Origin of the sequence: Polaromonas sp. JS666, from assembly GCF_900103405.1 — a bacterium.
Taxonomy (GTDB): Bacteria; Pseudomonadota; Gammaproteobacteria; order Burkholderiales; family Burkholderiaceae_C; genus Polaromonas.
In genome coordinates, this window is record NZ_FNHX01000002.1 from 196,277 (window position 1) to 220,907 (window position 24,631).

Consider the following 24,631-nt stretch of genomic DNA (forward strand, 5'->3'; position numbering starts at 1 on the left):
GGTCATTCGAGTTTGGCGCCGGAGGCCTTCACCACCGCCGACCAGCGCTTGACTTCGCTGCTCACGAAAGCGCCGAACTGCTGCGGCGTGAGGTTGCCGAAGTCCGCGCCGTTGCTGGCCCAGATGGCCTTGAGCTCGTCGGTGGTGGCGGCCTTGCGCAGGTCTTCGACGATGCGCGCCTGCACGTCGGCCGGCGTACCCTTGGGTGCCCACATGCCGTACCAGGTGGTCACGGTGTAGTCGGGCAGGCCCAGCTCACCGGCGCAGGGCACATCCGGAAATGCCGGGTTGCGCTTGGTGCCGGACACCATCAGCGCCTTGATACGCCCGCCCTTGATGTGGTTGGCCGAGGAACCCAGGCCGTCAAACATCATGTCGACATTGCCCGAGATCAAGTCCTGCAGCGCAGGGCCCGCGCCGCGGTAGGGAATGTGGGTAATGAAGGTCTTGGTCTGCTGCTTGAACAGTTCTCCGGCCAGGTGATGCGAAGTGCCCGCGCCGGCTGATCCGTAGTTGTACTTGCCCGGTGCCTTGCGCACAGCTTCAAGATAAGCCTTGAAATCGGGGAACGGCAGGTTGCGGGGGTTGACCACCAGCACCTGCGGCACGTTGGCCATCAAGGCCAGCGGCACAAAATCTTTCTCGATGTCGTAGTCGAGTTTGGGATACATCGAAGGCGCGATGGTATGGTGCACCGCGCCCATGAACAGCGTGTAGCCGTCGGGCTGGGCCCTGGCTGCGATGCTGGCCCCCAGCGTGCCGCCGGCGCCGCCGCGGTTGTCGATGATGAGCTGCTTGCCGGTGAGCTTCGCGAACTGGGCGGAAAGGGGGCGGGCGAAGGCGTCAGTGCCGCCGCCTGCCGGGAAAGGCACGATCATCGTCACAGGCTTGGTAGGCCAGCCCGACTGCGCATGGCTGCCGAAGGACAGTGTCGCGGCGCCGGCGGCCGCGGCGCGCAAGATGTCGCGCCGGGAAGCCCGGGCATGAAAACTGAAAGTCATTGTTGTCTCCTGTCGTTGTCGAAATCAGAAAAAGGCAAACCGGAAGTTCAAGGGTGATAAACCCGGCCCGCCGCCACCCAAACCTATCTTCAATACGTCCTCAACCGTGTTCTTAAGTACACATTCAAATGTACAAATCTTCGATGTCGCCTGACACGGGGATTTCCCCCTGTGCGAGCTGCGCGCGGTGCCTGTCCAGGCGCTTGAGGTCGTAGAGGTAATTCACCATGAGGCCGTAGGACTGCTTGAGCCCTTTCGGCGTGGGGTCGCCCGCCCAGTTGATGCGTTCTATGCGCGCGCCATTGCCCAGATGAAAGCGCGCCACCGGGTCCAGCGGCTTGCCCTCTTCCAGGGTCCGTCCCAGGTAATGGGCGGCGCAGTGCAGCAGCATTTTGCGCACCGGCGATTTTTCGCCGAGCGCGAGCGGATTCTCGATGGCCGTGAGTAAATGTCCCGCGCCGGGCGGCTCGAAACCCACGGCCCGGCCCAGCGCCGTGAGTTCTTTTTCACCCAGCTTTTCGAGCATGGCGCCGGCGTTCTTGCCCAGCCAGTTGCGAAAACCCGGAATCGGCGAAAGCGTGGCAAAGGTCTTGAGCTTGGGAAATTCTTCCTTCAGCGTCTCGACCACGCGTTTGATCAGGGAGTCGCCGAAACTCACGCCGCGCAGCCCCGCTTGGGTGTTGCTGATCGAATAAAAGATGGCCGTGGTGGCGCGGCTCAGGTCCGAAGGCGCGGCCAGTTCGTCGAGCAGCGGCATGATGTCGCCCGCAATCTGCTCGACCATGGCGACCTCGACGAAGATCAGCGGCACCTCGGGCAGGCGCGGGTGGAAAAAACCATAGCAGCGCCTGTCACTGTCGAGCCGGTTCTTCACGTCGGCCCAGCCCTTGATGTCATGCACCGCTTCGTACTTGATGAGCTTCTCGATCAGCGAGGCCGGCGAATCCCAGGTGATGCGGCGCAGGTCGAGAAAGCCCACGTCGAACCAGGTGGAAAACATGTATTCCATTTCCACGTCCAGCGCCAGGAGGCGCTTGTCGGACTTGAGGCTGGGCTGCATCTCGGCCCGCATGTCGACCAGGAACTGGATGCCGCCCGGGTAGACGCTGAAACGCTGCAACAGGCGCCGGCGCGGCGACACCGTGGCGCGCCGGTAGCGCACCTCGGCCACCGCCTCCTCGGGCGTGCCCACTGCCGCCGCGAACTGCGCCTGCGCGGCCTTGACCTTTTGCGGGTTGGCAACGAACTGCTCGCTCATGAGCATCCACAGGTCGCGCCGGCGCGCCGCCGTGGCGCCCTCGTACCAGGCCGCGATGGCCATGGCACGGCGGCCGCCCTCGACCTCGCTCACGCGCGGGTCGATGATGGCCTGCAGCTCCTGCAAGGTGCGGCGCAGCACGCGCGGCGACAGCGCCTCGTCTTTCTGGCTCAGCGTCGCCTGCAGCCGCTCATGCGTGCTGCGCGCGGGCAGGCTTGCGCCGGGCGCCGCTTTTTTGGCCGCCGGAGCGGCTGGCGCCGCCGTATTCCCCGCGGAGCCCTTGTCGCTGGTAAAGCGCGAAACGCTGCGGCTGAGCCACTCGGCGGCGCTCATGATGCCACCCTGGAGCGCTGGTTGCGGGCCAGCTCGCGCAGCGCTTCGCGCTGGCGCGTCAGGTGCGTGCGCATGGCAGCTTCCGCGCCTTCGCTGTCGCGGCTCTTGAGGGCGGCAAATACCGTCATGTGCTCAGACAGGCTTTGTGCCAGCCGGCCCGGCGCGTGAAGCTGCTGCAGCCGCGCGAGCTTGAGGATTTTGCGCAGGTCGGCAATGGCCTGCGCCAGCCAGCGGTTGTCGGCCAGCAGGATGATGGCCTCGTGGATCGCGAAATTTGTGGCGTAGTAGTCGTTGATGCGGCCGGCCGCCGCATGGCTGTTGAGGCGCTCGTGCAGGGTGGTCAGCGCCGCGAGGTCGGCGTCGGTCGCGTTGCGCGCCGCCTCGTAGGCGCAGCGCCCTTCCAGCAGCGCGATTACCGGGAAGATGTCGTCGAGGTCCTTTTCGGTCACTTCGTTGACGAAGCAGCCGCGCCGGGGTTCATGGCGCAGCAGCCCCTCGGAAGTCAGCACTTTGAGCGCCTCGCGCAGCGGCGTGCGCGAAATTTCCAGCCGCCCGCACAGCGCAACCTCGTCCAGAAAGCTCCCGGGCGCCAGCTGGCCCGCGAAAATTTGCTCGCGCAGGGTATCGGCGACCTCCTGGTGCAGTGAATTCTGGACAAGACGCATGGCATGACCCTTTGACTGACCCGGCCCGCCGGCACGGCGAACCCCTGCTGAAACTCGCTTTACCGTCGGCGTTTTAACGCTCAATTCCACGGTAATTTCAAGTAATTACGTGTAATTATGAAAAATAAACCCAGCGCAATCAAGAGGCTGTGCCTGAAAACGACAGGGAGAAACCCTAGTGGAGGCTGCGGACTCCGACTTGCGGATCGTGGATACGAACAGCGCGCGCCGCCCGCCCGGGGCAGCACACCTGTGGTGTCTTGCCGGGCCTCAGGCCGGCTCAGCGCGTTTTGTCGCCCATACCCAGAGCCAGGCGCCGCCGATGATCATGGGAACGCAAAGCCATTGGCCCATGCTCATGCCCAGGGCCAGGATGCCGAGGAACTCGTCCGGTTCGCGGAAAAACTCGGCAATAAAACGAAATACGCCGTAGCCCAGCAGGAAGGCGCCGGAGACCTGGCCGGTCTTGCGCGGCTTGCGCGCGTACAGCCACAGCAGCACGAACAGCAGCAGGCCTTCGAGCAGGAACTGGTAGACCTGCGAGGGATGGCGCGGCAGCGGGGAGCCGCTGCCCGGAAACACCATGCCCCAGGGCAGGGCCGGGTCGCTAAAACGCCCCCACAGCTCACCATTGATGAAGTTGCCGACGCGCCCCGCCGCCAGGCCCGTGGGCACGCAAGGCGCCACAAAATCCATCACCTGCAGCCAGGGCCGCTGGCGCGAGCGGGCAAACCACCACTGCGAGGCCAGCACCCCCAGCATGCCGCCGTGAAAGCTCATGCCGCCCTGCCACACAAAAAAGATCTCCAGCGGATGCGTGAGGTAATAGCCGGGCTTGTAGAAAAGGCAGTAACCGAGCCGCCCGCCTACCACCACACCCATCACCCCCAGAAACAGCATGTCCTCAATATCCCTGCGCGACCAGGCGCCCGGGCCGGTGATGGAAGCAAAAGGCTGGTGGCGCAGCCGCCGCGTCGCCAGGAAGAAAAACAGGCCAAAAGCTGCCAGGTAGGTCAGGCCGTACCAGTGGATGCCCAGCGGGCCGAGTTGGAGCGCGACGGGATTGATTTGCGGGTGGATAAGCATGGGCGGTATTTTGCACGCATGCCTCGTAGGAAAGGGCTTACGCGACGACTGCATTGGATTAGACTGCCGGCAACACCGTCACGGACCCCGCCATGCGCTACGCCCTCCACCCTGCCCTTGCTTTCTGCCTGCTGGGCCTGTTCTTCACGCAGCCCGCCGCCGCGCAGGTCTACCAATGCCTGGATGCGAACGGCAAAAAAGTGTTTTCACAAATACCTTGCGCGACCCAGGGCGGCAGCGAAAAACTCATCATGCAGGCGCCCGCGAAGTCCGCCGCTCCCCCGGCGCCGGCCGACGGCATGCCCTATGGCAACGCCGGTGCTGCTGCCGCAGCCGCGCCAAAGGACTGGGCGGCGGAAAACGCGGCCGCCGACGCGCGCGCGGCGGCCGCCGAAGCTGCCGCCGGCGCATCGCGCCAGGGCACATCCCCGGCACCGGGCGGCTTGCGCAAAGGTGCTGCCCAAGCCCAGCTCACCGACAAACAAATCATTGCCAACTGCGAGGCCAACCATGGCGCGCGCTGCAGCAGCGCGGGCGAAATAGCCCAGCGCCGGATGGAGCAGCGCGAACTCACCGCGTCGGAAAGGCAGCAGCAGCAAAGCGCGGTGGCGGCGCGCCGGCAACGCGAACAGGACGAAGCCTTTTACCGCTCTACTCGCCGATAAAGGCCGTAAAGCGCGCGAGCGCCGGGTTGGCGCTGGCGCCTGGCCAGACCAGGCTGGTCTCGCAGCCGGGTACCGCGACTGAAGCCCCCCGAGCCCCACCGCGCATGGAAGGCCTGCCGGCCGGCAGGCTGCGGTACACCACGCCGGGCCGCTGGAACTGCCGAACGCTCTCGGGAACCCAGGCCACGCCCAGCCCGGCGGATACGAGATTCACGATGGTCTGCATCTGGATGGCTTCCTGCGCGACCTGCGGCAATTGCCCGGCCGCGTGGTACATCGCAAAAATCGCGTCGTAGAGAGAAGGAACGATGCGCCGCGGAAAAATCACCAGGGCCTGGTCCAGCAGGTCCGCAAGAGTCAGTTCAGCCTTGTTTGCCAGCGGGTGCTGCTCGGGCAGCGCCACCACCAGCGGGTCCTGGCTGATGCGCCGGCAGGCCAGGCCAGGCGGCGCAAAACCAGGGGAATGCAGCATGAAGCCCGCGTCGATCTCGCCGCGTTCAAAGGCCTGCAATTGCACGTCGCCGGTCGCCTCCAGCAGCTCCAGCTGCACTTTCGGGTAGTGCTCGCGAAAGGCCCGTACCCAGCGCGGCAGCAACTCAAAGCCCACGGTGGAGACAAAAGCCAGCCGCAAACGCCCTGCCTCGCCGTCGGCGCTGGCGCGCGCATACGCCGGCAAGGCCTGGGCGCGCGCCAGCAGGTCGCGCGCCTCGGGCACCAGGGCGGCGCCCGCCGCCGTGAGCTGCACGCTGCGCTTGGTGCGGTCGAACAGCTTGAGGCCCAGCAAGGCCTCCAGCTGCGCAATGGCTTGCGTGAGCGGCGGCTGGGTCATGCTCAGGCGCAGCGCCGCGCGGCCGAAGTGCAACTCCTCGGCCACGGCCAGGAACTGGCGCCACAGGCGAAGCTCGATCAGGGGCGGTTTGCGGGAAGCCGTGTGCACGGCCTTGAGGGCATCATTCATATGCATTACATATTAATAGATCATAAATAATGGATTAGAAAGAATCAATCAAAGCACGCATACTCTGCTTTCCTGATTGCCGCGGCACAGCCCGGGCACACCCAAACAGACATCCACCACGAGACGCACTATGAACACCAAAACCGTCAACATCGTTGCCAACCCGCGCAGCAAAAACATCACCGAGGGCAAATCACGCGCGCCCAACCGCTCCATGTACTACGCCATGGGCTACGAGGCCGACGACTTCAAAAAGCCCATGGTCGGCGTGGCCAACGGCCACAGCACCATCACCCCCTGCAACAGCGGCCTGCAAAAACTGGCCGATGCGGCGATTGCCGGCATCGAGGAGGCCGGCGGCAATGCCCAGGTCTTCGGCACGCCGACCATCTCCGACGGCATGGCCATGGGCACCGAAGGCATGAAGTATTCGCTGGTGAGCCGCGAGGTGATCTCCGACTGCATCGAAACCTGCGTGCAGGGCCAGTGGATGGACGGCGTGCTGGTGGTCGGCGGTTGCGACAAGAACATGCCGGGCGGCCTGATGGGCATGCTGCGCGCCAACGTGCCGGCGATCTACGTCTACGGCGGCACCATCCTGCCGGGCAGCTACAAGGGCAAGGACCTCAACATCGTCAGCGTGTTCGAAGCCGTGGGAGAGAACGCCGCCGGCCGCATGAGCGATGAGGACCTGCTGGAGATCGAGCGCCGCGCCATTCCCGGCACCGGCAGTTGCGGCGGCATGTACACGGCCAACACCATGTCCAGCGCCTTCGAGGCCCTGGGCATTTCGCTGCCCTACTCCAGCACCATGGCCAACCCGCACGACGAGAAAATGAACTCGGCCAAGGAGTCGGCCAAGGTCCTGGTCGAGGCCATCAAGAAAGACATCAAGCCGCGCGACATCGTCACCAAGAAGGCGATTGAAAACGCGGTCGCCGTGATCATGGCGACCGGCGGCTCCACCAACGCCGTGCTGCACTTCCTGGCCATCGCCCACGCGGCCGGCGTCGAATGGACGATCGACGACTTCGAGCGCGTGCGCCAGCGCACGCCGGTGCTGTGCGACCTCAAGCCCTCAGGCAAATACCTCGCCGTGGATCTGCACCGCGCCGGCGGCATTCCCCAGGTGATGAAAACGCTGCTGGCCGCCGGCCTGCTGCATGGCGACTGCCTGACGATTTCCGGCCAGACCATTGCCGAGACGCTCAAGGACGTGCCCGATGTGCCGCGCGCCGACCAGGACGTGATCCGCCCCATCGACAAGCCCATGTACGCCCAGGGCCACCTGGCCATCCTCAAGGGCAACCTCTCGCCCGAGGGCTGCGTCGCCAAGATCACCGGCCTGAAGAACCCGGTCATGACCGGCCCGGCGCGCGTGTTTGACGACGAGCAGTCGGCCCTGGCCGCGATCCTGGCCGGCAAGATCAAGGCCGGCGACGTGATGGTGCTACGCTACCTCGGCCCCAAGGGCGGTCCCGGCATGCCTGAAATGCTGGCCCCCACCGGCGCGCTGATAGGTGCCGGCCTCGGTGAAAGCGTGGGCCTGATCACCGACGGCCGATTCTCCGGCGGCACCTGGGGCATGGTGGTCGGCCACGTCGCCCCCGAAGCCGCGGCCGGGGGCAACATTGCCTTCATCAACGAAGGCGACTCCATCACCATCGACTCCAAGCAGCTTTTGCTGCAGCTGAACATCAGCGATGCTGAACTCGCCAAGCGCAAGGTCGGCTGGAAGGCACCGGCACCACGTTACACCCGCGGCGTGCAGGCCAAGTTTGCCTTCAATGCCTCCAGTGCCAGCAAGGGCGCGGTGCTGGACGACTATTGAACCGACCCCGGTCCACTGAAACGACAAGAGCCCGTGAAGTTACAGACTTCACGGGCTCTTTGCTTTGGGCCGCTTCGCAGTTTGCGAACAGCGGATAAATTGGTGTCGTACCTTGAATAAAGGACTTGCGGCGGCTCGGGCCTACTTCTTCCTCTTTTTGGCCGAGAGCATACCCATGGCTTCACGCTGTTTTTCGATCCGGTCGTCCTTGCGCTTGGCCATCTTGTCGATTTCCCTGCGCTTGGTATAACCCGATGCATCCGCCCAGGCCCACCAGGCGACGGCCATCGCAAAGGGAGACAGCACGATGAACCAGTTCAAAGTAGCCACCGGCCCGATCTCCAGGTATTTAAGCACCAACGCGGCAATGCCCAGCAATAAAAAGAACATGAAATTTCTCCTGAATATGTCTACCCGCGCCAAGGGGTATCCCCTTGAAACAAGGGTCAACCGGCACCACTACAATCACGTTGATTGACTGTAACCGAATCCACAACTTCCCCCACGAGGACAATCCATGAAACGCATTCTTTCGGTAATCGCTTTTGTGACCGCGGGTTTTGCCGTGTCGACGCCAGCCCTGGCCGACCTGCAACTGGCTACCGCCAAGAACTGCATGGCCTGCCACGCCATCGACAAGAAGCTGGTCGGTCCGTCCTATAAGGATGTCGCCGCCAAGTACGCCGGCCAGAAGGACGCCGCCGACAAGCTGGCCGCCAAAATCATCAAGGGCGGTTCCGGCGTCTGGGGCCCGGTCCCCATGCCCGCGAACGCGCAGGTCAACCCTGAAGAAGCCAAGAAACTGGCGACCTGGGTCCTGGCAACCAAATAAGCGGCTCACAAGCCCGCAAAAAAGCCCGTCGATGACGGGCTTTTTTTATGCCTGACGCAGATTCAAATCACTGCTTCTCGGACAGCTGCTCCAGGATGGCGGGATTCTCAAGGGTGGAGGTGTCCTGCGTAATAGCCTCACCCTTGGCGATGCCGCGCAACAGGCGGCGCATGATCTTGCCGCTGCGTGTCTTGGGCAGGTTGTCGCCGAAGCGGATGTCCTTGGGCTTGGCGATGGGGCCGATTTCCTTGCCGACCCAGTCGCGCAGTTCCTTGGCGATGGCCTTGGCCTCCTCGCCTGTGGGGCGCGCGCGCTTGAGCACCACGAAGGCCACGATGGCTTCGCCGGTCAAATCGTCAGGCCGCCCCACCACGGCGGCTTCGGCCACCAGCGCGGAATGCGCCACCAGCGCCGATTCGATTTCCATGGTGCCCATGCGGTGGCCCGAGACGTTCAACACGTCGTCGATGCGGCCGGTGATGCGGAAATAGCCGTTGTCGGCATTGCGCACCGCGCCGTCGCCGGCCAGGTAAATCGTGCCGCCCATTTCTTCCGGGAAATAACTCTTCTTGAAACGCTCGGGATCGTTCCAGATGGTGCGGATCATGGACGGCCAGGGACGCTTGACGACCAGCATGCCGCCCGAGCCGTTGGGCAGGTCTTTGCCGGTTTCATCGACGATGGCGGTCATGATGCCGGGCAGCGGCAGGGTGCAACTGCCGGGCACCAGCGGCGTGGCGCCGGGCAGCGGCGTGATCATGTGGCCGCCGGTTTCGGTTTGCCAGAAGGTGTCCACGATGGGGCAGCGCTCGCCACCCACGTTTTTGTAGTACCACATCCAGGCTTCGGGATTGATGGGCTCGCCGACCGAGCCCAGGATGCGCAGGCTACTGAGGTCGGAGCGTGCCGGGTGCACTTTCTCGTCGGCCTCTGCGGCCTTGATCAGCGAACGGATGGCCGTGGGCGCGGTGTAGAAAATCGTGACCTTGTGTTTTTCGATCATCTGCCAGAAGCGCCCCGCGTTCGGGAAGGTCGGGATGCCCTCGAAGATGATCTGCGTCGCGCCGGCCGCCAGCGGGCCGTAGGCCACATAGGTGTGGCCGGTGATCCAGCCGATGTCGGCCGTGCACCAGAACACGTCGGCGGGCTGGATGTCGAAGGTCCAGTCCATCGTGAGCTTGGCCCACAGCAGGTAGCCGCCCGTGCTGTGCTGCACGCCCTTGGGCTTGCCGGTCGAGCCCGAGGTGTAGAGGATGAACAGCGGGTGCTCGGCGCCGACGAATTCGGGCTCGCACACCGGCGCCGCCTTGGCCGTGATTTCGTGCATCAGGCTGTCGCGCCCGGCCACCATATTGCAGGCCGTGGCGGTGCGCTGGTAGACGATCACGTTCTTGATCGACTCGCAGCCGCCCATGGCGATACCTTCATCGACGATGGCCTTGAGCGGCAATTCCTTGCCGCCGCGCAACTGGTAGTTGGCGGTGATGACGGCCACGGCGCCGGCGTCCTGGATGCGCTCTTGCAGGCTCTTGGCAGAGAAGCCACCGAACACAACGGAATGCGTGGCGCCTATGCGCGCACAGGCCTGCATGGCCACCACACCTTCCACTGTCATCGGCATGTAGATGATGACGCGGTCGCCCTTCTTGATGCCCGCGCCCTTGAGCGCGCTGGCGAACTGGCTGACCCTGGCGTGCAGTTCCTTGTAGGTGACGCTGGTGACCTTGCCGTCGTCGCTTTCAAAAATGATGGCTTTTTTGTTCTCGGTCGGCGTGCCCAGGTGGCGGTCCAGGCAGTTGTAGGAGGCGTTGAGCTCGCCGTCGGCAAACCATTTGTAGAAAGGCGCGTTGGATTCGTCCAGCGTCTTCGTGAAGGGTTTTTTCCAGCTGAGGTTTTCGCGCGCCAGGCGCGCCCAGAAACCCTCAAAATCCTTTTCAGCCTCGGCGCACAAAGCCTGGTAGGCCGGCATGCCCGAAATGCGCGCGGCCTTCACGGTGGCGGCGGCGGGCGGAAAAACGCGGTTCTCCACCAGGGTTGATTCAATCGCGGAATTGGGGGCGCTCATTTGGCTTTGTCTCCTGTTTGTCACTGAATGCGTGGTACTGTCTTCTGCCGCACTTACAAGCCACTGACTGGCTTGAACCTTACAAATGCCTCAAATCCGGGGGTGGCCTGCCGCCCTCTTACAATGCCGCAACCCTCCCAGCTTACGCCATCATGACTGAACCTACCCAGACCCCAAGCACCGGCAAAATTTCCCCTCTGCGCCCGCTGCCCAACCTGATTTTCGCCAGCCGCTGGTTGCAATTGCCGCTCTACCTGGGCCTGATCGCCGCGCAGGCGGTGTATGTGATGCACTTCCTGGTCGAATTGTGGCACCTGATAGAAGCCGCCTTCGGCAGCCAGACCGCCCTGCAATCGCTGATCACCAGCATAGGCTACAAAACCGCCATACCCGTCGCGTCCCTCAACGAGACGGTCATCATGCTGGTGGTGCTGGCCCTGATCGACGTGGTCATGATCTCCAACCTGCTGATCATGGTCATCGTCGGCGGCTACGAAACCTTTGTGAGCCGCATGAACCTCGAAGGCCACCGCGACCAGCCGGAATGGCTGAGCCATGTGAATGCCTCGGTGCTCAAGGTCAAGCTGGCCACGGCGATCATCGGCATCAGCTCCATCCACCTGCTCAAGACCTTCATCAACGCCGACAACTACACCGACAAGGTCCTGATCGCGCAGACCGTGATCCACATCACCTTCTTGCTGTCGGCCATCGCGATCGCCTACACCGACAAAATCATGTCAGGCATCGCCGCGCAAAAGCACTGAGCCTCAGGCGGGTGTCTTCACCGCCTCCACGGCGCTGCTGCTGCGCAACAGCATCAGCGCGCCCAGCGCGCCGGACAGCAATGAGCCGCAGAGCACCCCCAGCTTGAGCTGCGTTTCATAGGCGGCATCCTGGCCGGCAAAGGCCAGCGCGCCTATGAACAGGCTCATGGTGAAACCCACGCCGCAGAGCAGGCAGACACCGAAAAACTGCCGCCAGCCGGCTCCAGCCGGCAGGCGCGCGCCGGCAAAGCGGATCAACAGCCAGGACGCGCCGAACACGCCTATCGCCTTGCCCACCAGCAGGCCCAGCGTGATGCCCATGGGCACGCTTTGCAGCAAGGTCGCCGGCGTCACGCCCTGCAGCGACACGCCGGCGTTGACAAAGGCGAACATGGGCAGCACCGCAAACGCCACCCAGGGGTGCAGCGCGTGCTCGGCCGCCTTGAGCGGCGAGCCGCCCTTGCCGTCGGACAGCGGAATCGCCAGCGCGGTGACCACCCCGGCCAAGGTGGCGTGTATGCCCGATTTGTAGACAAACAGCCAGATCACCAGCCCCACCGCGACATAAGGACTTATCGCCATGACCTTCGTGCGGTTCAGGGCCAGCAGCACCAGCACGCCCGCGCCCGCGGCGGCCAGGGCGGACAAGGAAAGCTTGTCGGTGTAGAAGAAGGCAATGATCAGGATGGCGCCCAGGTCGTCAATGATGGCGACAGCCGTCAAAAACACCTTGAGCGAAGCCGGCACCCGGCTGCCCAGCAGCACCAGGATGCCCAGCGCGAACGCGATGTCAGTGGCGGCCGGAATGGCCCAGCCGCGCAGCGCGACGGAATTGCCGGCATTGATCGCCACATAGATGAGCGCCGGCGCCACCATGCCGCCCAGCGCCGCGCCCACCGGCAGCAGTGCCTGGCTGCGCGAAGCCAGTTCGCCGTCCAGCAGCTCGCGCTTGATCTCCAGCCCCACCAGGAAAAAGAACACCGCCATCCACAGGTCGTTAACCCAGTGCAGCAGCGACTTGGACAGCAGCAGCGCGTCGGAGCCCAGGCGCAGCTCGCCGGGCAGCTCCACAAAACGCATATAGGCTTCGCTCCACGGCGAGTTGCTGGCGACCAGTGCCAGCACGGCCGCCAGCGCCAGCACCACGCCCGACAGCGACTGCGAGTTGATGAACTGGTTCAGTGTGCGGTGGACAAATTTGAGCATCGCCTATTCTCCCAGACACGCACAAGTCAACGGTATCCGATGCCCCCGCGCCAGCAGGGGCCGCGGAACTGGCTTCGCCAGGCCGCAGGCGCCGCCCCCTGAAAGGGGGGAACAGGCTACACGAAGTGAGCCTGGACGGGGGTTAAACCATATTTCCGGGGACAACCCACTGGTCAAACTGCTCACCCGTGACAAAACCCGAAGCCAGCGCCGCGTCGCGCAGGCTGCTGCCTTCCTTGTGCGCCTTCTTGGCGATGAAGGCGGCCTTGTCGTAGCCGATGTGGGTGTTCAGCGCCGTCACCAGCATCAGCGAGCGATCCACGAGTTCGGTGATGCGTTCGCGGTTCGGTTCTATGCCCACGGCACAGTGGTCGTTGAAGCTCACCATGCCGTCGGCCAGCAGGCGCACGCTCTGCAGGAAGTTGTGCGCCACCATGGGACGGAAGACATTGAGCTCGAAGTTGCCCGAGGCGCCGCCGAAGTTGATGGCCACATCGTTGCCGAACACCTGGGCCGCCAGCATGGTGACGGCTTCGCTCTGCGTCGGGTTGACCTTGCCCGGCATGATGGACGAGCCGGGTTCGTTTTCGGGAATGCTGAGCTCGCCGATGCCGCTGCGCGGGCCGCTGGCCAGCCAGCGCACGTCGTTGGCGATTTTCATCATGCTGGCCGCCAGGGTCTTGAGCGCGCCGTGCGCATGCACCAGGCCGTCGACCGAGGCCAGCGCCTCGAACTTGTTGGGCGCCGTGACAAAAGGCAGGCCCGTGAGGCTGGCCAGCTCGGCCGCCACCTGCACGGCATAACCCTTGGGCGCGTTCAGGCCGGTACCGACGGCGGTGCCGCCCAGCGCCAGCTCGCACAGGTGCGGCAAGGCGGCGCGCACATGTTTTTCGCCGTGGTCCAGCTGCGCCACATAGCCCGAAAACTCCTGGCCCAACGTGAGCGGCGTGGCGTCCTGCAAATGGGTGCGGCCAATCTTGACGATGCCGTCGAAGTCCTGGGCCTTTTTCGCCAGCGTGGCGCGCAGCTTCGCGATGGCCGGCAGCAGCTTGTGGGTCAGCGCCTCCACCGCGGCCACATGCATGGCGGTCGGAAACACGTCGTTGGAGGACTGGCTGCGGTTGACGTCGTCGTTGGGGTGCACCAGCCGGCCTTCACCGCGCTCGCCGCCCAGGATCTCGCTCGCGCGGTTCGCCAGCACCTCGTTGACGTTCATATTGGTCTGCGTGCCGGAGCCGGTCTGCCAGACCACCAGCGGGAATTCATCCGCATGTTGGCCCGCGATCACCTCGTCGGCCGCGGCCACGATGGCCTGGGTTTTTTTCTCGTCCTGCAGGCCCAGCGCATGGTTGACCCTGGCCGAGGAACGCTTGACCTGGGCCAGCGCCTTGATGATCTCGCGCGGCTGCTGCTCGCCCGAGATGTCGAAGTTCTGCAGGGAACGCTGTGTCTGCGCGCCCCAGAGTTTGTCGGACGGCACCGCGATGGGGCCGAAGGTGTCGCGCTCGGTGCGCGTGCTGCTGCTTGTCGTCATGGAATGTCCTGCGCTGTCAAAAAGGGGGAAAACTGAAGTATGACCGCAGACGAGAAGAATTCTCATCTGAGGGGTTTTGCGAAGACGGATAATTGCAAGGTTTGCCCGAATTCCCCAAAACGACGACCCCCCACCCCACCATGACCACGATCAAGCAAGCCGACCTCATCGAATCCGTAGCCGCCGCGCTGCAGTACATCAGCTACTACCACCCCACGGACTACATCGCCCACCTGGCGCGCGCCTACGAGCGCGAGCAAAGCCCGGCGGCCAAGGACGCGATCGCGCAGATCCTGACCAACAGCAAGATGAGCGCCACCGGCCAGCGCCCCATCTGCCAGGACACCGGCATCGTCAACGTGTTCCTCAAGATCGGCATGGACGTGCGCTGGGAAGGCTTCAGCGGCAGCATTGACGACGCCGTCAACGAAGGCGTGCGCCGCGGCTACAACCACCCCGACAACACACTGCGCGCCTCGGTCGTCGCCGATCCGCAGTTCGAGCGCAAGAACACCAAGGACAACACGCCGGCCGTGATCTTCACCGAGCTGGTCCCCGGCGACAAGGTCGAGGTCACCGTGGCCGCCAAGGGCGGCGGCAGCGAAAACAAAAGCAAGCTGGTGATGCTCAACCCCGGCGACTCGGTGGTCGACTGGGTGCTCAAGACCGTGCCCACCATGGGCGCCGGCTGGTGCCCGCCCGGCATGCTGGGCATAGGCATAGGCGGCACCGCCGAAAAAGCCGTGCTGATGGCCAAGGAAAGCCTGATGGACGACCTGGACATGTACGAACTGCAGGCCAAGTCGTCCTCGGGCGCCCAGCTGAGCAAGACCGAAGAGCTGCGCCTGGAGCTGTTCGAAAAAGTCAACGCGCTGGGCATAGGCGCGCAAGGCCTTGGGGGCCTGACCACCGTGCTCGACATCAAGATCAAGATGTACCCCACGCACGCGGCCAGCAAGCCCGTCGCCATGATCCCCAATTGCGCCGCCACGCGCCACGCACATTTCGTGATGGACGGCAGCGGCCCGGTCTACCTGGACCCGCCTTCGCTGGACCTGTGGCCCAACGTGAACTGGGCTCCCGACTACAACAAGAGCAAAAAGGTGAACCTCAACACGCTCACCAGGGAAGAAGTCGCCAGCTGGAAACCCGGCCAGACCCTGCTGCTGAGCGGCAAGATGCTGACCGGCCGCGACGCCGCGCACAAGCGCATCCAGGGCATGCTGGCCAAGGGCGAGAAGCTGCCGGTCGATTTCACCAACCGCGTCATCTACTACGTCGGCCCGGTCGATCCTGTGCGCGACGAAGCCGTGGGTCCGGCCGGCCCGACCACCGCCACGCGCATGGACGGCTTCACGGAAATGATGCTGGCTGAAACCGGCCTGATCTCCATGATCGGCAAGTCCGAGCGCGGCCCGGTCGCCATCGAGGCCATCAAGAAACACAAGAGCGCCTACCTGATGGCCGTGGGCGGCGCCGCCTACCTGGTCAGCAAGGCCATCAAAACCGCCAAGGTCATCGGCTTCGCCGACCTGGGCATGGAAGCGATTTACGAATTCGACGTGGTGGACATGCCCGTCACTGTGGCGGTAGATTCGGGCGGCACCAGCGCCCACATCACCGGCCCGGCCGAGTGGCAGAAAAAAATCGCCAGCGGGGAATTCAAGAACATTCCCGTCGCGGCGGCGTGAGCGAAAGCCAGACCGGCGCCGCCCGGCCGGTCGGCGTGTTCGACAGCGGCGTGGGCGGCCTGAGCATCCTCAAGGCGCTGCGGGAACAACTGCCCGCCGAGTCTTTCATCTACCTGGCCGACGCGGGTTTCGCGCCCTATGGCGAGCGCGGCGACGCCTTTGTCATAGAGCGCACGCGCGCCGTCGTGCGCCAATTGCGCGACGAACATGCGATCAAGGCGCTGGTGATCGCCTGCAACACAGCGACGGCGGCCGCCGGCCATCTTGTGCGCACCGAGCACCCGGACCTGCCGCTGGTCGGCGTGGAGCCGGCGCTCAAGCCGGCCGCCGCCTTGAGCAGGACAGGCCGCATAGGCGTGATGGCGACACGCGGCACCGTGACCAGCACCAAGCTGCGCACCCTGCACGAGTCATTAAAAGGCCAGGCCGAGTTCATCCTGCAGCCCTGCGACGGGCTGGCCGATGCGATACAGAACCATGACCTTGCGCGGATCCGCGTGCTGTGCGAGCAATACACGCGGGCGATGGGGCCTTTCGGCAACCAGGCCGGCCAGATAGATACTCTGGTGCTGGGCTGCACGCACTACGCCTTCGCGTGGGACACGCTGCAGGCGCTGGTGGGAGCCGATGTGCGGCTGGTGGAAACCGGCGAGCCTGTCGCACGGCAGGCCCGCCGTTTGCTGCAGGCCGCCGGGCAGTTGCGGCCGGGCGATTTGCCCGGCCACACCACCTTGCTGACGACAGGCGCGCAAGAGGCGCTGCAGGCGGCCGCACAACGCTGGCTGGGCCTGTAGCGCTGTCGCGCCGGGTGCCGCTTATTGCGGCTTGAGGCCCACGTTGCGGGCCAGGGTGCGCCAGCGCTCGGACTCTGAGCGCAGGAAGCTACGCAGCTGGTCGCGCGAAGTACCCTTCATTTCAACACCCAGGGCGGACATCTTCTCCACCACCTTCAAGTCCGACATCGCGGACAGCAGTTCCAGGCGAAGCCGTTCGGTGACTTCCAGCGGCGTGGTCGCCGGGGCCACCAACGCCCACCACTGGGCGACGTCCATGTTTTTCAGGCCGAGTTCCGTCATCGTCGGCAGGGAGCGCAGGATGGGAACATCGGAGCGTTTGCGGCCCGTGACGGCCAACGCCTTGACCTTGCCCGAAGCCATCAGGCTGGAGCCGGTCGCCAGCGTGGCGAAGTAAGAGGACACCTGGCCGGCAGCCAGGTCCACCATGGCCGGCGCGCCGCCGCGGTAAGGCACCATGTTGAACTTGACTTTGGTCTCCTGGGAAAACAGCTCACCCACCAGGTGGCTGATGGAGCCCGTGCCGCTGTTCGCCATGGCGGACGGCCCACCCTTGGGATTGGAAACGGATTTCAGGAAGCTCTTGAAGTCGGTGACGTCGGGGCCGGTGAACAGCACCATGGGCGAGGTGCCCACCAGCGTGACCGGCGTGAAGTCGCGCAGGATGTCGTAGGGTAGGTTGGCGACAACCGCGGGCGCGTAGACATGGGACAGCTCAATGATCGCCAGCGTATAGCCGTCGGGCGCCGACTTGGCGGCCTGGTCCATGCCGACGTGGCCCGCGCCGCCCGGCTTGTTGTCCACAACCACGGGCTGCTTCAAGCCCTCACTCAGGCGCTGCGCCAGCACGCGGGTAATGGCATCGGTGCTGCCGCCGGCAGCCCAGGGAACGATGATCTTGATGGGTTTGTCGGGATAGGCAGCCCACGCGGGTGCGGCGCCAAGCGCCAGGGTGGCCGCGGAACCAGCAAGCAGCGTGCGCCGCTTGATGGGGAATTTTGAAACAGACATTAACTCTCACTCCTTGCATGTGTTCTCATACGCCCGATAACTCCGATCCATGCCGTGAGTCATCCGCGTCCGGCAAGGGTACACCGTGCCGATGCAAGCGCCGCATCCCTTCGCGAGTTTGGCCTCTTCATGTGGCTTGCGTCCAACAATTTGTTACGGCCTCATGGTTACTAGAACCACGACCACCATGGATTTGCGCACGCGCTCTTGCGCAAGTAAGTAGAAAGTAGAACGTCGGCAATTCGCCGGCAATGCACTAGTCACCCGGCATCGACCCTGCCCTGCCCGCAGGCGAGACCGGGTCAGCCGCGCTGCGGATCAAACCGAGGTTGGCCTTGAGCATGTCGAAGACTTTGCGCGTGACCGGGTTGATGACGTTCCTGCGGATGAACAGGTAATAGTCGAGGTCGGGCAGCCGCGGCAGTCCGTCGTTTTCACCAAGCACACGCAGCTCGGGTCCCGCCGTTTCAATGCCGCGCGCGGTCACGCCCAGGCCGGCGCGCAGCGCGGCCTTGATGCCGATCAGGCTGGAAGCCGTGTAGTTGGGCGACCATGCGATGCCGGCCGCATCGAGCGCCTCGCGCGCCAGCCGGTGATACACGCTGGGCCCTTCCACGAGGATCAAGGGCACCGGCTTGGAGCGGTCGTGCACATAGTTGGCCGAACACAGCCACACCGTGGGCGAGGTGCGCAGCACCACGCCGTCCAGCCCCGGGTCGTTGCGGTTGGAAATACTCATGTCGATCTCGCCGCGCTTGAGCGACTCCATCAGGAAGGGGCTGCGCCCCACGTGGATGTCGAGCTGCAGCAGCGGCGAGACGCGCGCCACCTGCGCCAGCAGCGTCGGCAGCAAGTTGTCGGCCACATCGTGCGGCGCGCCTATGCGCAGCACGCCCTCCAGGCTGCCCTGCTGCAGGCTGCGCAGCGCGTCGTCGTTGATGGCCAGCAAGTGGCGCGCGTACTCGAGCAGCTTCTGCCCATGCGGCGTCAGCCGCTTGCTGCGCCCCTGTTTTTCAAACAGCGCGTGGCCGATCTGGTCTTCCAGGCGCTGCATCTGCTGCGTCACCGCCGACTGCGTCTTGCCCAGCTGCACGGCGGCGCCGGCAAAGCTGTCCTGCTCGTCAATGGCGACCAGGGACCTCAACAATTCCAGGTCAAGGGTTTTCATGCGAGGACCCTCCTCGGGGCTGTCTTCATATTACGAATGCTAATGCGTTTATCTCTATTTCTGAGTTGTTTGAAAAATATGACTTGACTATATTAGGCCCTTCAAACCGGAATTTCACCCAGGAAACGCCTATGAACACCGCAAAAGCAGAGCGCAGCCAGGCCGTTGGCGCCGCCATTCAAAACATTAAACTTATTGTTGGAAGCGGCGAAGCCAACCGCCAGTCCCTGGCCAAGGTGCTGGCGGTGCTGAACCAGCTGGCCGACCGCAGGGAACTCTGGAGCGAGGCCGAGTTCAACGCCCCTGTCAGTCCCGAACTGCAGGCGCGCTACCTGATCGCCGAAGACGCCGACCAGAGCTTTGCGCTTTACCTCAATGTGATGCGCCCCGGCAAGCGCATCGTGCCGCACAACCACACGACCTGGGCCTGCATCAGCGCCGTGGAAGGCACGGAACTCAACCGCGTGTACGAACGCCAGGACGACGGCTCGATGCCGGGCAAGGCCCAGCTCAAGGAAGTCAGCTCCGTCGTGGTCGAACCCGGCACGGGCATCGCGCTGCTGCCGGAGGACATCCACTCGGTGGAAATTCCCGCGGGCCAGGTGATACGCCACCTGCACATGTACGGCCGCGCACTCGAGACCCTGACCTCGCGCACCAGCTACGACCTGGAAAAAGGCACCTACGAAACCATGGGCATAGGCGTGCAGACCCGCCGCTGAGCACCCGCGCCTCCTTTCCCCTCCCCGAATCTCTCGAACCCACACGCATCTATTCCATGACACGTTTTGTAGACGCGGCCACGCTCAAAGCCTGGCTGCACGACGGCGAAGAAATCGCCTTGTTCGATGTGCGCGAGCACGGCCAGTACGGCCAGTCGCATCTGTTTTACGGCATCACCCTGCCCTACAGCCGCCTCGAGCTGGACGCGCCGCGCCTGGCGCCGCGCAAAGCTGTGCGGCTGGTGGTCTATGACGACGACGGCAAGGGCGCCGCACCCCTGGCCGCGCGCCGCCTGGCCGCGATCGGCTACAGCGATGTGCAGGTGCTGCAAGGCGGCACCGCCGGCTGGCAGGCGGCCGGCTTTGCGCTGTTCGCGGGTGTCAACGTGCCGTCCAAGACTTTCGGCGAACTGGCCGAGCAGGTCTACCACACGCCCCGGGTCAGCGCGACCGAACTGGCGGCGATGATAGAGCGCAAGGACGACGTCGTGGTGCTGGACGGGCGGCCGTTCTCGGAGTTCCGCAAGATGAACATACCGACGGCGATCAGCTGCCCCAACGGCGAGCTGGCCCTGCGCATACGCGACCTGGTGCCCAGCGAGAGCACCCACATCGTGATCAACTGCGCGGGCCGCACGCGCAGCATCATAGGCGCGCAGACGCTGATCAACCTGGGGGTGCGCAACCCCGTGTCGGCACTCGAAAACGGCACCCAGGGCTGGTACCTGGCCGACCTCAAGCTCGAGCACGGCGGTACGCGCCGCTACCCCGAATCGGCGCAACCGCAGGGGACCGCCGACATGCGCGCGGCAGCCCAGGCGTTGGCAAAGCGCTTCAACGTGCCCGTCGTCGACGCGCAAACGGTTCGCAGCTGGGCCGGCGACGCGCAGCGCACGCTGTTTTTGTGCGACGTCCGCAGCCCCGAGGAATTCGCGCAGGGCAGCCTGCCCGGCGCGCAGCACACGCCGGGCGGCCAGCTGATCCAGGCCACCGACCAGTATGTGGGCGTGCGCAAGGCCCGCCTGGTGCTGTTCGACACCGACGGCATGCGCGCGCTCACGGTGGCAAGCTGGCTGCGCCAGCTGGGCCACGATGCCAGCGTGCTGGGCCAGGGCCTGGCCAGCGGCCTGGCCCTGCCCGCCGCGGCGCCCGTGGGCCTGCCCGCGCTGCCCGCCACCAGCGCGCAGGCGCTGAAGGACGGCCTGGCCGACGGCAGCGTCTGCGCCGTGGACCTGCGCCCCAGCATGCAGTTCCGCCAGAAACACATCGCGGGCACACGCTGGTCCATACGGCCGCGCCTGGCGCAGACCCTGGCCGGCGAGCACCGCCCGGTGGTGCTGATTGCCGATGAGCCCGCGGTGGCGGCCTGCGCGGCGGTGGACCTGCAGGCACTGGGCCTGAAGCCCAGCCTGCTCGCAGGCGGCCTGGACGGCTGGCGCGCCGCCGGCCTGCCGCTGCAGGCCTCTGAAAACATCCCGGCCGACAGCGACTGCATCGACTACCTGTTCTTCGTGCACGACCGGCACGACGGCAACAAGGAGGCGGCCCGCCAGTACCTGGCCTGGGAAGTCAACCTGATCGGGCAGTTGGACGCGCAGGAACTCAAGGCCTTTCATCTGCCCGAAGCCGCCGCCCACGCCTGAGTTCGCCGACCCGGCGCCCTCGCTCTTCTTTTTTCATTTTTGCTTCCATCCATTCAGGAGCCCTCATGCTTGCCCAGCTGAAATTCACCGCCGCCTCGCTTTGCTGCGCCCTGCTCGCCGTGCACGGCGCCGCATCCGCACAGCCCATGCCCCAGATCGGCGGCTTCCCCAACCAGGCCATCAAATTCGTCTCGCCCTTCCCGGCCGGCGGCGGCAATGACGCCACGACGCGTTTTGTCACCACCCGCCTGTCCGACATCACCGGCCAGAGCGCCATCGTCGACAACCGCGGCGGCGCCGGCGGCAACATTGGCGCCAAGGCCGTGGCCGACGCCAAGCCCGACGGCTACACCGTGCTCACGGGCCAGGTCTCGCTGATGGCCGTCAACCCGACGCTGTACGCCTCGCCGGGCTTCGATCCGCTGAAGAACTTCCTGCCCATCACCCAGATCAACGCCGCGCCGCTGGTGCTGGTGGTGCCCAGCAATTCGCCCCTGAAAAGCTTTGCCGACCTGGCCGCGCAAACCAAGGCCCCCGGCGGACGCGTCACCTATGCCACGCCCGGCAACGGCACGCTCTCGCACCTGGTCGGCGTGGTGCTGGAAAAGGACAGTGGCATCGGCATGACCCACGTGCCCTACAAGGGCGCGGCGCCCGCCATCACCGACCTGCTGGGCGGCCAGGTGGACGTGCTCATCACCTCCACCGCCTCGGTGTCCAGCTTCATCCAGAACGGCAAGATGCGCGCCCTGGCCGTCACCAGCCCGCGCCGCATCGGCGTGTTCACCAAGGTCCCGACGCTGGAAGAGCTGGGCTACAAGAACACCACCTTTGAAGACTGGTACGGTTTCTTCGCGCCGGCCGGCACGCCCCCTGAGCGCGTGGCCTACCTGCACGACAGCATCGTGCGCGCCCTGAAGACGCCGGAAGTCAGCAAGCTGATCACCGAGGGCGGCAGCGAAGTGGTCGGCAACACCTCTGCAGCCTTCGCCGCGCAGCTCAAGACCGACATCGCCCGCTGGTCGCGCGTCGTCAAACTCTCGGGCGCCAAGCTAGACTGATCGCTCATTCACCAAGGCTTCCCCGACATGAATAAAAAATCGCCGCCGGCCGACTTGCCCAGCCCGTCCGCCCTGACCCGCCTGGTCCATGCCGGCAAGCAGCCGGCCTATGAGGGCGGGCGGCCGGTCAACCCGCCGGTGGTGCGCGCCAGCACCGTGCTGTTCGACAGCACGGCGCACCAGCGCGAGATGCGCCAGCGGCGCGGCGAGGAGCGCGTGTTCACCTACGGGGCCCGCGGCAACCCGACCAACTACGCGCTGGAAGACATGGTCAGCGAACTTGAAGGCGCTTATCGTACGCGGCTGTTCCCCACGGGCCTGGCCGCCATCGCCATGACGCTGCTGGCCTACCTCAAGCCCGGCGACCATGTGCTGATGTCGGACGGCGTCTATGAGCCGGCGCGCAAGCTGGTGGAGTCCTTCCTCACGCCCTACAACATCCGCTGCACTTTTTTTGCGGCCGACGGCAGCGACGTGGAGGAAAAAATCGAGCCGGGCACACGCATGGTGTACACCGAGTGCCCGGGCTCGCTGGTCTATGAGATGTGCGACCTGCCGCGCCTGGCCGCCATCGCCCATGCGCGGGGCGCGCTGCTGGTGGCCGACAACACCTGGGGATCCGGCTACCAGTACCGGCCGCTGGCACTGGGCGCCGACGTGTCGGTCATGGCCGCGACCAAATACCTGTCGGGCCATTCCGACGTGATGATGGGCACCGTCGCCACCACGCAAGCCGCCTGGCAGGCGCTCAATGAGCGCAGCGACGCCTTCGGCATGACGGTGAGCCCCGACGACGCCTTCCTGGTGCTGCGCGGCACGCGCAGCATGGCCGCGCGCCTGGCCGTGCATGAAAGCGGCGCGCTGAAGGTGGCGGCCTGGCTGCAGGCGCGCAGCGAAGTGGCGAGCGTGTTCTGCCCGGCCCTGCCAAGCCACCCGGGCCACGCCATCTGGCAACGCGACTGCAAGGGCACCAACGGCCTGCTGTCTTTCGAGTTGCGGCAGGGCTTCGATCAGGCCGCCGCCGAGCGCCTGATCGACGGCCTGCGGCTGTTCGGCCTGGGCGCGTCCTGGGGCGGCTATGAAAGCCTGGTCACGCTGGCCAACCTGCGCAACGCCCGCAGCGTGACCGACTGGTCGGGCCGCGGCCAGATCATCCGCCTGCACATCGGGCTCGAGGACCCGGCCGACCTGCTGGCCGATTTGCAGCAGGGCTTTGCCGCGCTGCAAGCCTGAGCCCCGGGGGCCCTCCGAGCCCCCTGTTCCATGTCTTTCGCGCCTTCCGGGCGCCTCTTCCCTTCGTTTCTTTTCCACGAGGTTTGCACGACCATGCCTAGCGCTGCGCGTCCCTGGTTTCTTCGCACCCGCAGCCTGTGGCCGGGCCTGGCCTTGCCGCTGCTCATCATGCTGGGCGCGACCTTTCTTTCCGAGCACTACGGCGGCCCGCAGCTGCTGTACGCCCTGCTGTTCGGCCTGGCCTTTCACTTCCTCTACCAGGACGCGCGCTGCCGGCCCGGCATCGAGTTCTGCGCCAGGACGTTGCTGCGCATAGGCGTGGCCCTGCTGGGCGCGCGCATCACGCTGGCGCAGATCGGGCAGCTGGGCATGGGGCCGCTGGCCACCGCGGTGATCGCCGTTGCCAGCGCCATCGCGCTGGGTGCCTGGCTGGCGCGTCGGCTGGGCCTGGGCACCGACTTCGGCCTGCTGTGCGGCGCCGCGGTGTCCATCTGCGGCGCATCGGCGGCCCTGGCCGTGGCGGCGGTCATGCCCAAAACGCCGGACAACGAGCGCCACACGCTGCTGACCGTGGTCGGCGTCACCGGCCTGTCGACGCTGGCCATGGTGGTCTACCCGCTGCTGGCCAGAATTTTGCGGCTGGATGACAGCGGCGCCGGCATCTTTCTGGGCGGCACCATCCATGACGTGGCGCAGGTCGTGGGCGCGGGCCTGATGATGTCGCACGAGACCGGCGACGTCGCGGTCATCGTCAAGCTGTTTCGCGTTACGCTGCTGGTGCCCGTGGTCGCCGTGCTGGCCTGGTACTGGCGCAGGCGCAGCAGCACCGGCGACGCCGGCCCGCGCACGCCGCTGCTGCCCTTTTTCCTGGTCGGATTCATGGCCCTGGTGCTGGCCAACAGCCTGGGCGTGGTCACGCCGCGGCTCAACGAGGCGCTGGGCCAGGTCTCGCGCGTCTGCCTGGTGGTCGCCATCGCGGCGCTGGGCATCAAGACCTCCTTCGAGGAACTGGTCAAGCTGGGCTGGCGGCCCATGGCGCTGATGCTGGTCGAGACGCTGTGGCTGGTCGCCATCTTCGTGCTCTACCTGTGCGTCTTCCGTTGAGAA

At 65.2% G+C, this 24,631-nt stretch carries 22 protein-coding genes; 11 read left to right on the forward strand and 11 right to left on the reverse strand.

Going from position 1 to position 24,631, the window contains the following annotated elements; all coding sequences use genetic code 11:
- Positions 1–2: 2 nt before the first annotated feature.
- From BLQ85_RS05335 to lgt, 4 genes are all read right to left on the reverse strand, one after another.
- Positions 3–1,001: a Bug family tripartite tricarboxylate transporter substrate binding protein gene (locus BLQ85_RS05335; protein WP_074575317.1), complete on the reverse strand. Its 999-nt coding sequence runs from the start codon at positions 999–1,001 to the stop codon at positions 3–5.
- Positions 1,002–1,125: 124 nt separating this feature from the next.
- Positions 1,126–2,592 carry a malonyl-CoA decarboxylase domain-containing protein gene (locus tag BLQ85_RS05340; protein WP_074575318.1) on the reverse strand — a complete coding sequence of 489 codons (1,467 nt, stop codon included), beginning with the start codon at positions 2,590–2,592 and terminating at the stop codon, positions 1,126–1,128.
- Positions 2,589–3,257 (reverse strand): GntR family transcriptional regulator, encoded by a 669-nt coding sequence (locus BLQ85_RS05345; protein WP_074575319.1) that lies wholly within the window; start codon positions 3,255–3,257, stop codon positions 2,589–2,591. The genes BLQ85_RS05340 and BLQ85_RS05345 overlap by 4 nt, the downstream gene beginning before the upstream one ends.
- Positions 3,258–3,527: 270 nt before the next feature.
- The gene (lgt, locus tag BLQ85_RS05350) at positions 3,528–4,343 is read right to left on the reverse strand and encodes a prolipoprotein diacylglyceryl transferase (RefSeq protein ID WP_074575320.1); all 816 of its coding nucleotides are present in this window, start codon (positions 4,341–4,343) and stop codon (positions 3,528–3,530) included.
- Between the two features lie 92 nt (positions 4,344–4,435).
- Between lgt and BLQ85_RS05355 the strand changes: the two genes are divergently transcribed.
- A complete protein-coding gene (locus BLQ85_RS05355) occupies positions 4,436–5,008 on the forward strand; it encodes a DUF4124 domain-containing protein (protein ID WP_074575321.1) in 573 nt (190 codons plus the stop codon).
- Here BLQ85_RS05355 and BLQ85_RS05360 read toward each other — a convergent pair.
- Complete coding sequence (locus BLQ85_RS05360) at positions 4,995–5,966, reverse strand: LysR family transcriptional regulator (RefSeq protein WP_074575322.1); 972 nt, start codon at positions 5,964–5,966, stop codon at positions 4,995–4,997. The two genes, BLQ85_RS05355 and BLQ85_RS05360, sit on opposite strands and share 14 nt — an antisense overlap.
- A 130-nt stretch (positions 5,967–6,096) precedes the next feature.
- Here BLQ85_RS05360 and ilvD point away from each other — a divergent pair, with 130 nt between their 5' ends.
- Positions 6,097–7,797 (forward strand): dihydroxy-acid dehydratase, encoded by a 1,701-nt coding sequence (gene ilvD, locus BLQ85_RS05365; RefSeq protein ID WP_074575323.1) that lies wholly within the window; start codon positions 6,097–6,099, stop codon positions 7,795–7,797.
- Between the two features lie 141 nt (positions 7,798–7,938).
- On the opposite strand, the gene BLQ85_RS05370 is transcribed toward ilvD, so the two are convergent.
- The gene (locus BLQ85_RS05370; protein ID WP_074575324.1) at positions 7,939–8,187 is read right to left on the reverse strand and encodes a TIGR04438 family Trp-rich protein; all 249 of its coding nucleotides are present in this window, start codon (positions 8,185–8,187) and stop codon (positions 7,939–7,941) included.
- A gap of 127 nt (positions 8,188–8,314) precedes the next feature.
- Between BLQ85_RS05370 and BLQ85_RS05375 the strand changes: the two genes are divergently transcribed.
- Positions 8,315–8,629, forward strand: coding sequence for a c-type cytochrome (locus tag BLQ85_RS05375; RefSeq protein WP_074575325.1), 315 nt, complete (start codon positions 8,315–8,317; stop codon positions 8,627–8,629).
- 67 nt (positions 8,630–8,696) lie between these two features.
- Here BLQ85_RS05375 and acs read toward each other — a convergent pair whose 3' ends face one another.
- Positions 8,697–10,694: an acetate--CoA ligase gene (gene acs / locus BLQ85_RS05380; protein ID WP_074575326.1), complete on the reverse strand. Its 1,998-nt coding sequence runs from the start codon at positions 10,692–10,694 to the stop codon at positions 8,697–8,699.
- Between the two features lie 152 nt (positions 10,695–10,846).
- Here acs and BLQ85_RS05385 point away from each other — a divergent pair, with 152 nt between their 5' ends.
- A complete protein-coding gene (locus BLQ85_RS05385; protein ID WP_074575327.1) occupies positions 10,847–11,461 on the forward strand; it encodes a YqhA family protein in 615 nt (204 codons plus the stop codon).
- A 3-nt stretch (positions 11,462–11,464) separates the two neighbouring features.
- Here BLQ85_RS05385 and nhaA read toward each other — a convergent pair whose 3' ends face one another.
- A complete protein-coding gene (nhaA, locus tag BLQ85_RS05390) occupies positions 11,465–12,667 on the reverse strand; it encodes a Na+/H+ antiporter NhaA (protein ID WP_074575328.1) in 1,203 nt (400 codons plus the stop codon).
- 142 nt (positions 12,668–12,809) lie between these two features.
- On the reverse strand, positions 12,810–14,201 hold the full coding sequence (fumC, locus tag BLQ85_RS05395) for a class II fumarate hydratase (RefSeq protein ID WP_074575329.1): 1,392 nt from the start codon (positions 14,199–14,201) through the stop codon (positions 12,810–12,812).
- A 140-nt stretch (positions 14,202–14,341) separates the two neighbouring features.
- On the opposite strand from fumC, the gene BLQ85_RS05400 reads away from it, so the two are divergent.
- The gene (locus BLQ85_RS05400) at positions 14,342–15,892 is read left to right on the forward strand and encodes a fumarate hydratase (RefSeq protein ID WP_074575330.1); all 1,551 of its coding nucleotides are present in this window, start codon (positions 14,342–14,344) and stop codon (positions 15,890–15,892) included.
- Positions 15,889–16,686, forward strand: coding sequence for a glutamate racemase (gene murI, locus BLQ85_RS05405; protein ID WP_074575331.1), 798 nt, complete (start codon positions 15,889–15,891; stop codon positions 16,684–16,686). The genes BLQ85_RS05400 and murI overlap by 4 nt, the downstream gene beginning before the upstream one ends.
- Before the next feature lie 21 nt (positions 16,687–16,707).
- On the opposite strand, the gene BLQ85_RS05410 is transcribed toward murI, so the two are convergent.
- Together BLQ85_RS05410 and BLQ85_RS05415 are read right to left on the reverse strand one after the other, a co-directional pair.
- Complete coding sequence (locus BLQ85_RS05410) at positions 16,708–17,697, reverse strand: Bug family tripartite tricarboxylate transporter substrate binding protein (protein WP_074575332.1); 990 nt, start codon at positions 17,695–17,697, stop codon at positions 16,708–16,710.
- 256 nt (positions 17,698–17,953) lie between these two features.
- Positions 17,954–18,865, reverse strand: a complete 912-nt coding sequence (locus BLQ85_RS05415) for a LysR substrate-binding domain-containing protein (RefSeq protein WP_074575333.1) — start codon at positions 18,863–18,865, stop codon at positions 17,954–17,956.
- Between the two features lie 131 nt (positions 18,866–18,996).
- Between BLQ85_RS05415 and BLQ85_RS05420 the strand changes: the two genes are divergently transcribed.
- The 5 genes from BLQ85_RS05420 (at position 18,997) to BLQ85_RS05440 (ending at position 24,628) form a co-directional block, all read left to right on the forward strand.
- Positions 18,997–19,587 carry a cysteine dioxygenase family protein gene (locus BLQ85_RS05420; protein ID WP_074575334.1) on the forward strand — a complete coding sequence of 197 codons (591 nt, stop codon included), beginning with the start codon at positions 18,997–18,999 and terminating at the stop codon, positions 19,585–19,587.
- A 56-nt stretch (positions 19,588–19,643) separates the two neighbouring features.
- Complete coding sequence (locus BLQ85_RS05425; RefSeq protein WP_074575335.1) at positions 19,644–21,230, forward strand: rhodanese-like domain-containing protein; 1,587 nt, start codon at positions 19,644–19,646, stop codon at positions 21,228–21,230.
- A 65-nt stretch (positions 21,231–21,295) separates the two neighbouring features.
- Positions 21,296–22,291, forward strand: coding sequence for a Bug family tripartite tricarboxylate transporter substrate binding protein (locus tag BLQ85_RS05430; RefSeq protein WP_074575336.1), 996 nt, complete (start codon positions 21,296–21,298; stop codon positions 22,289–22,291).
- A 27-nt stretch (positions 22,292–22,318) separates the two neighbouring features.
- Positions 22,319–23,524 (forward strand): cystathionine beta-lyase, encoded by a 1,206-nt coding sequence (gene metC, locus BLQ85_RS05435; protein WP_074575337.1) that lies wholly within the window; start codon positions 22,319–22,321, stop codon positions 23,522–23,524.
- 93 nt (positions 23,525–23,617) lie between these two features.
- Complete coding sequence (locus tag BLQ85_RS05440) at positions 23,618–24,628, forward strand: YeiH family protein (protein WP_074575338.1); 1,011 nt, start codon at positions 23,618–23,620, stop codon at positions 24,626–24,628.
- The last annotated feature ends 3 nt before the right edge of the window (positions 24,629–24,631 follow it).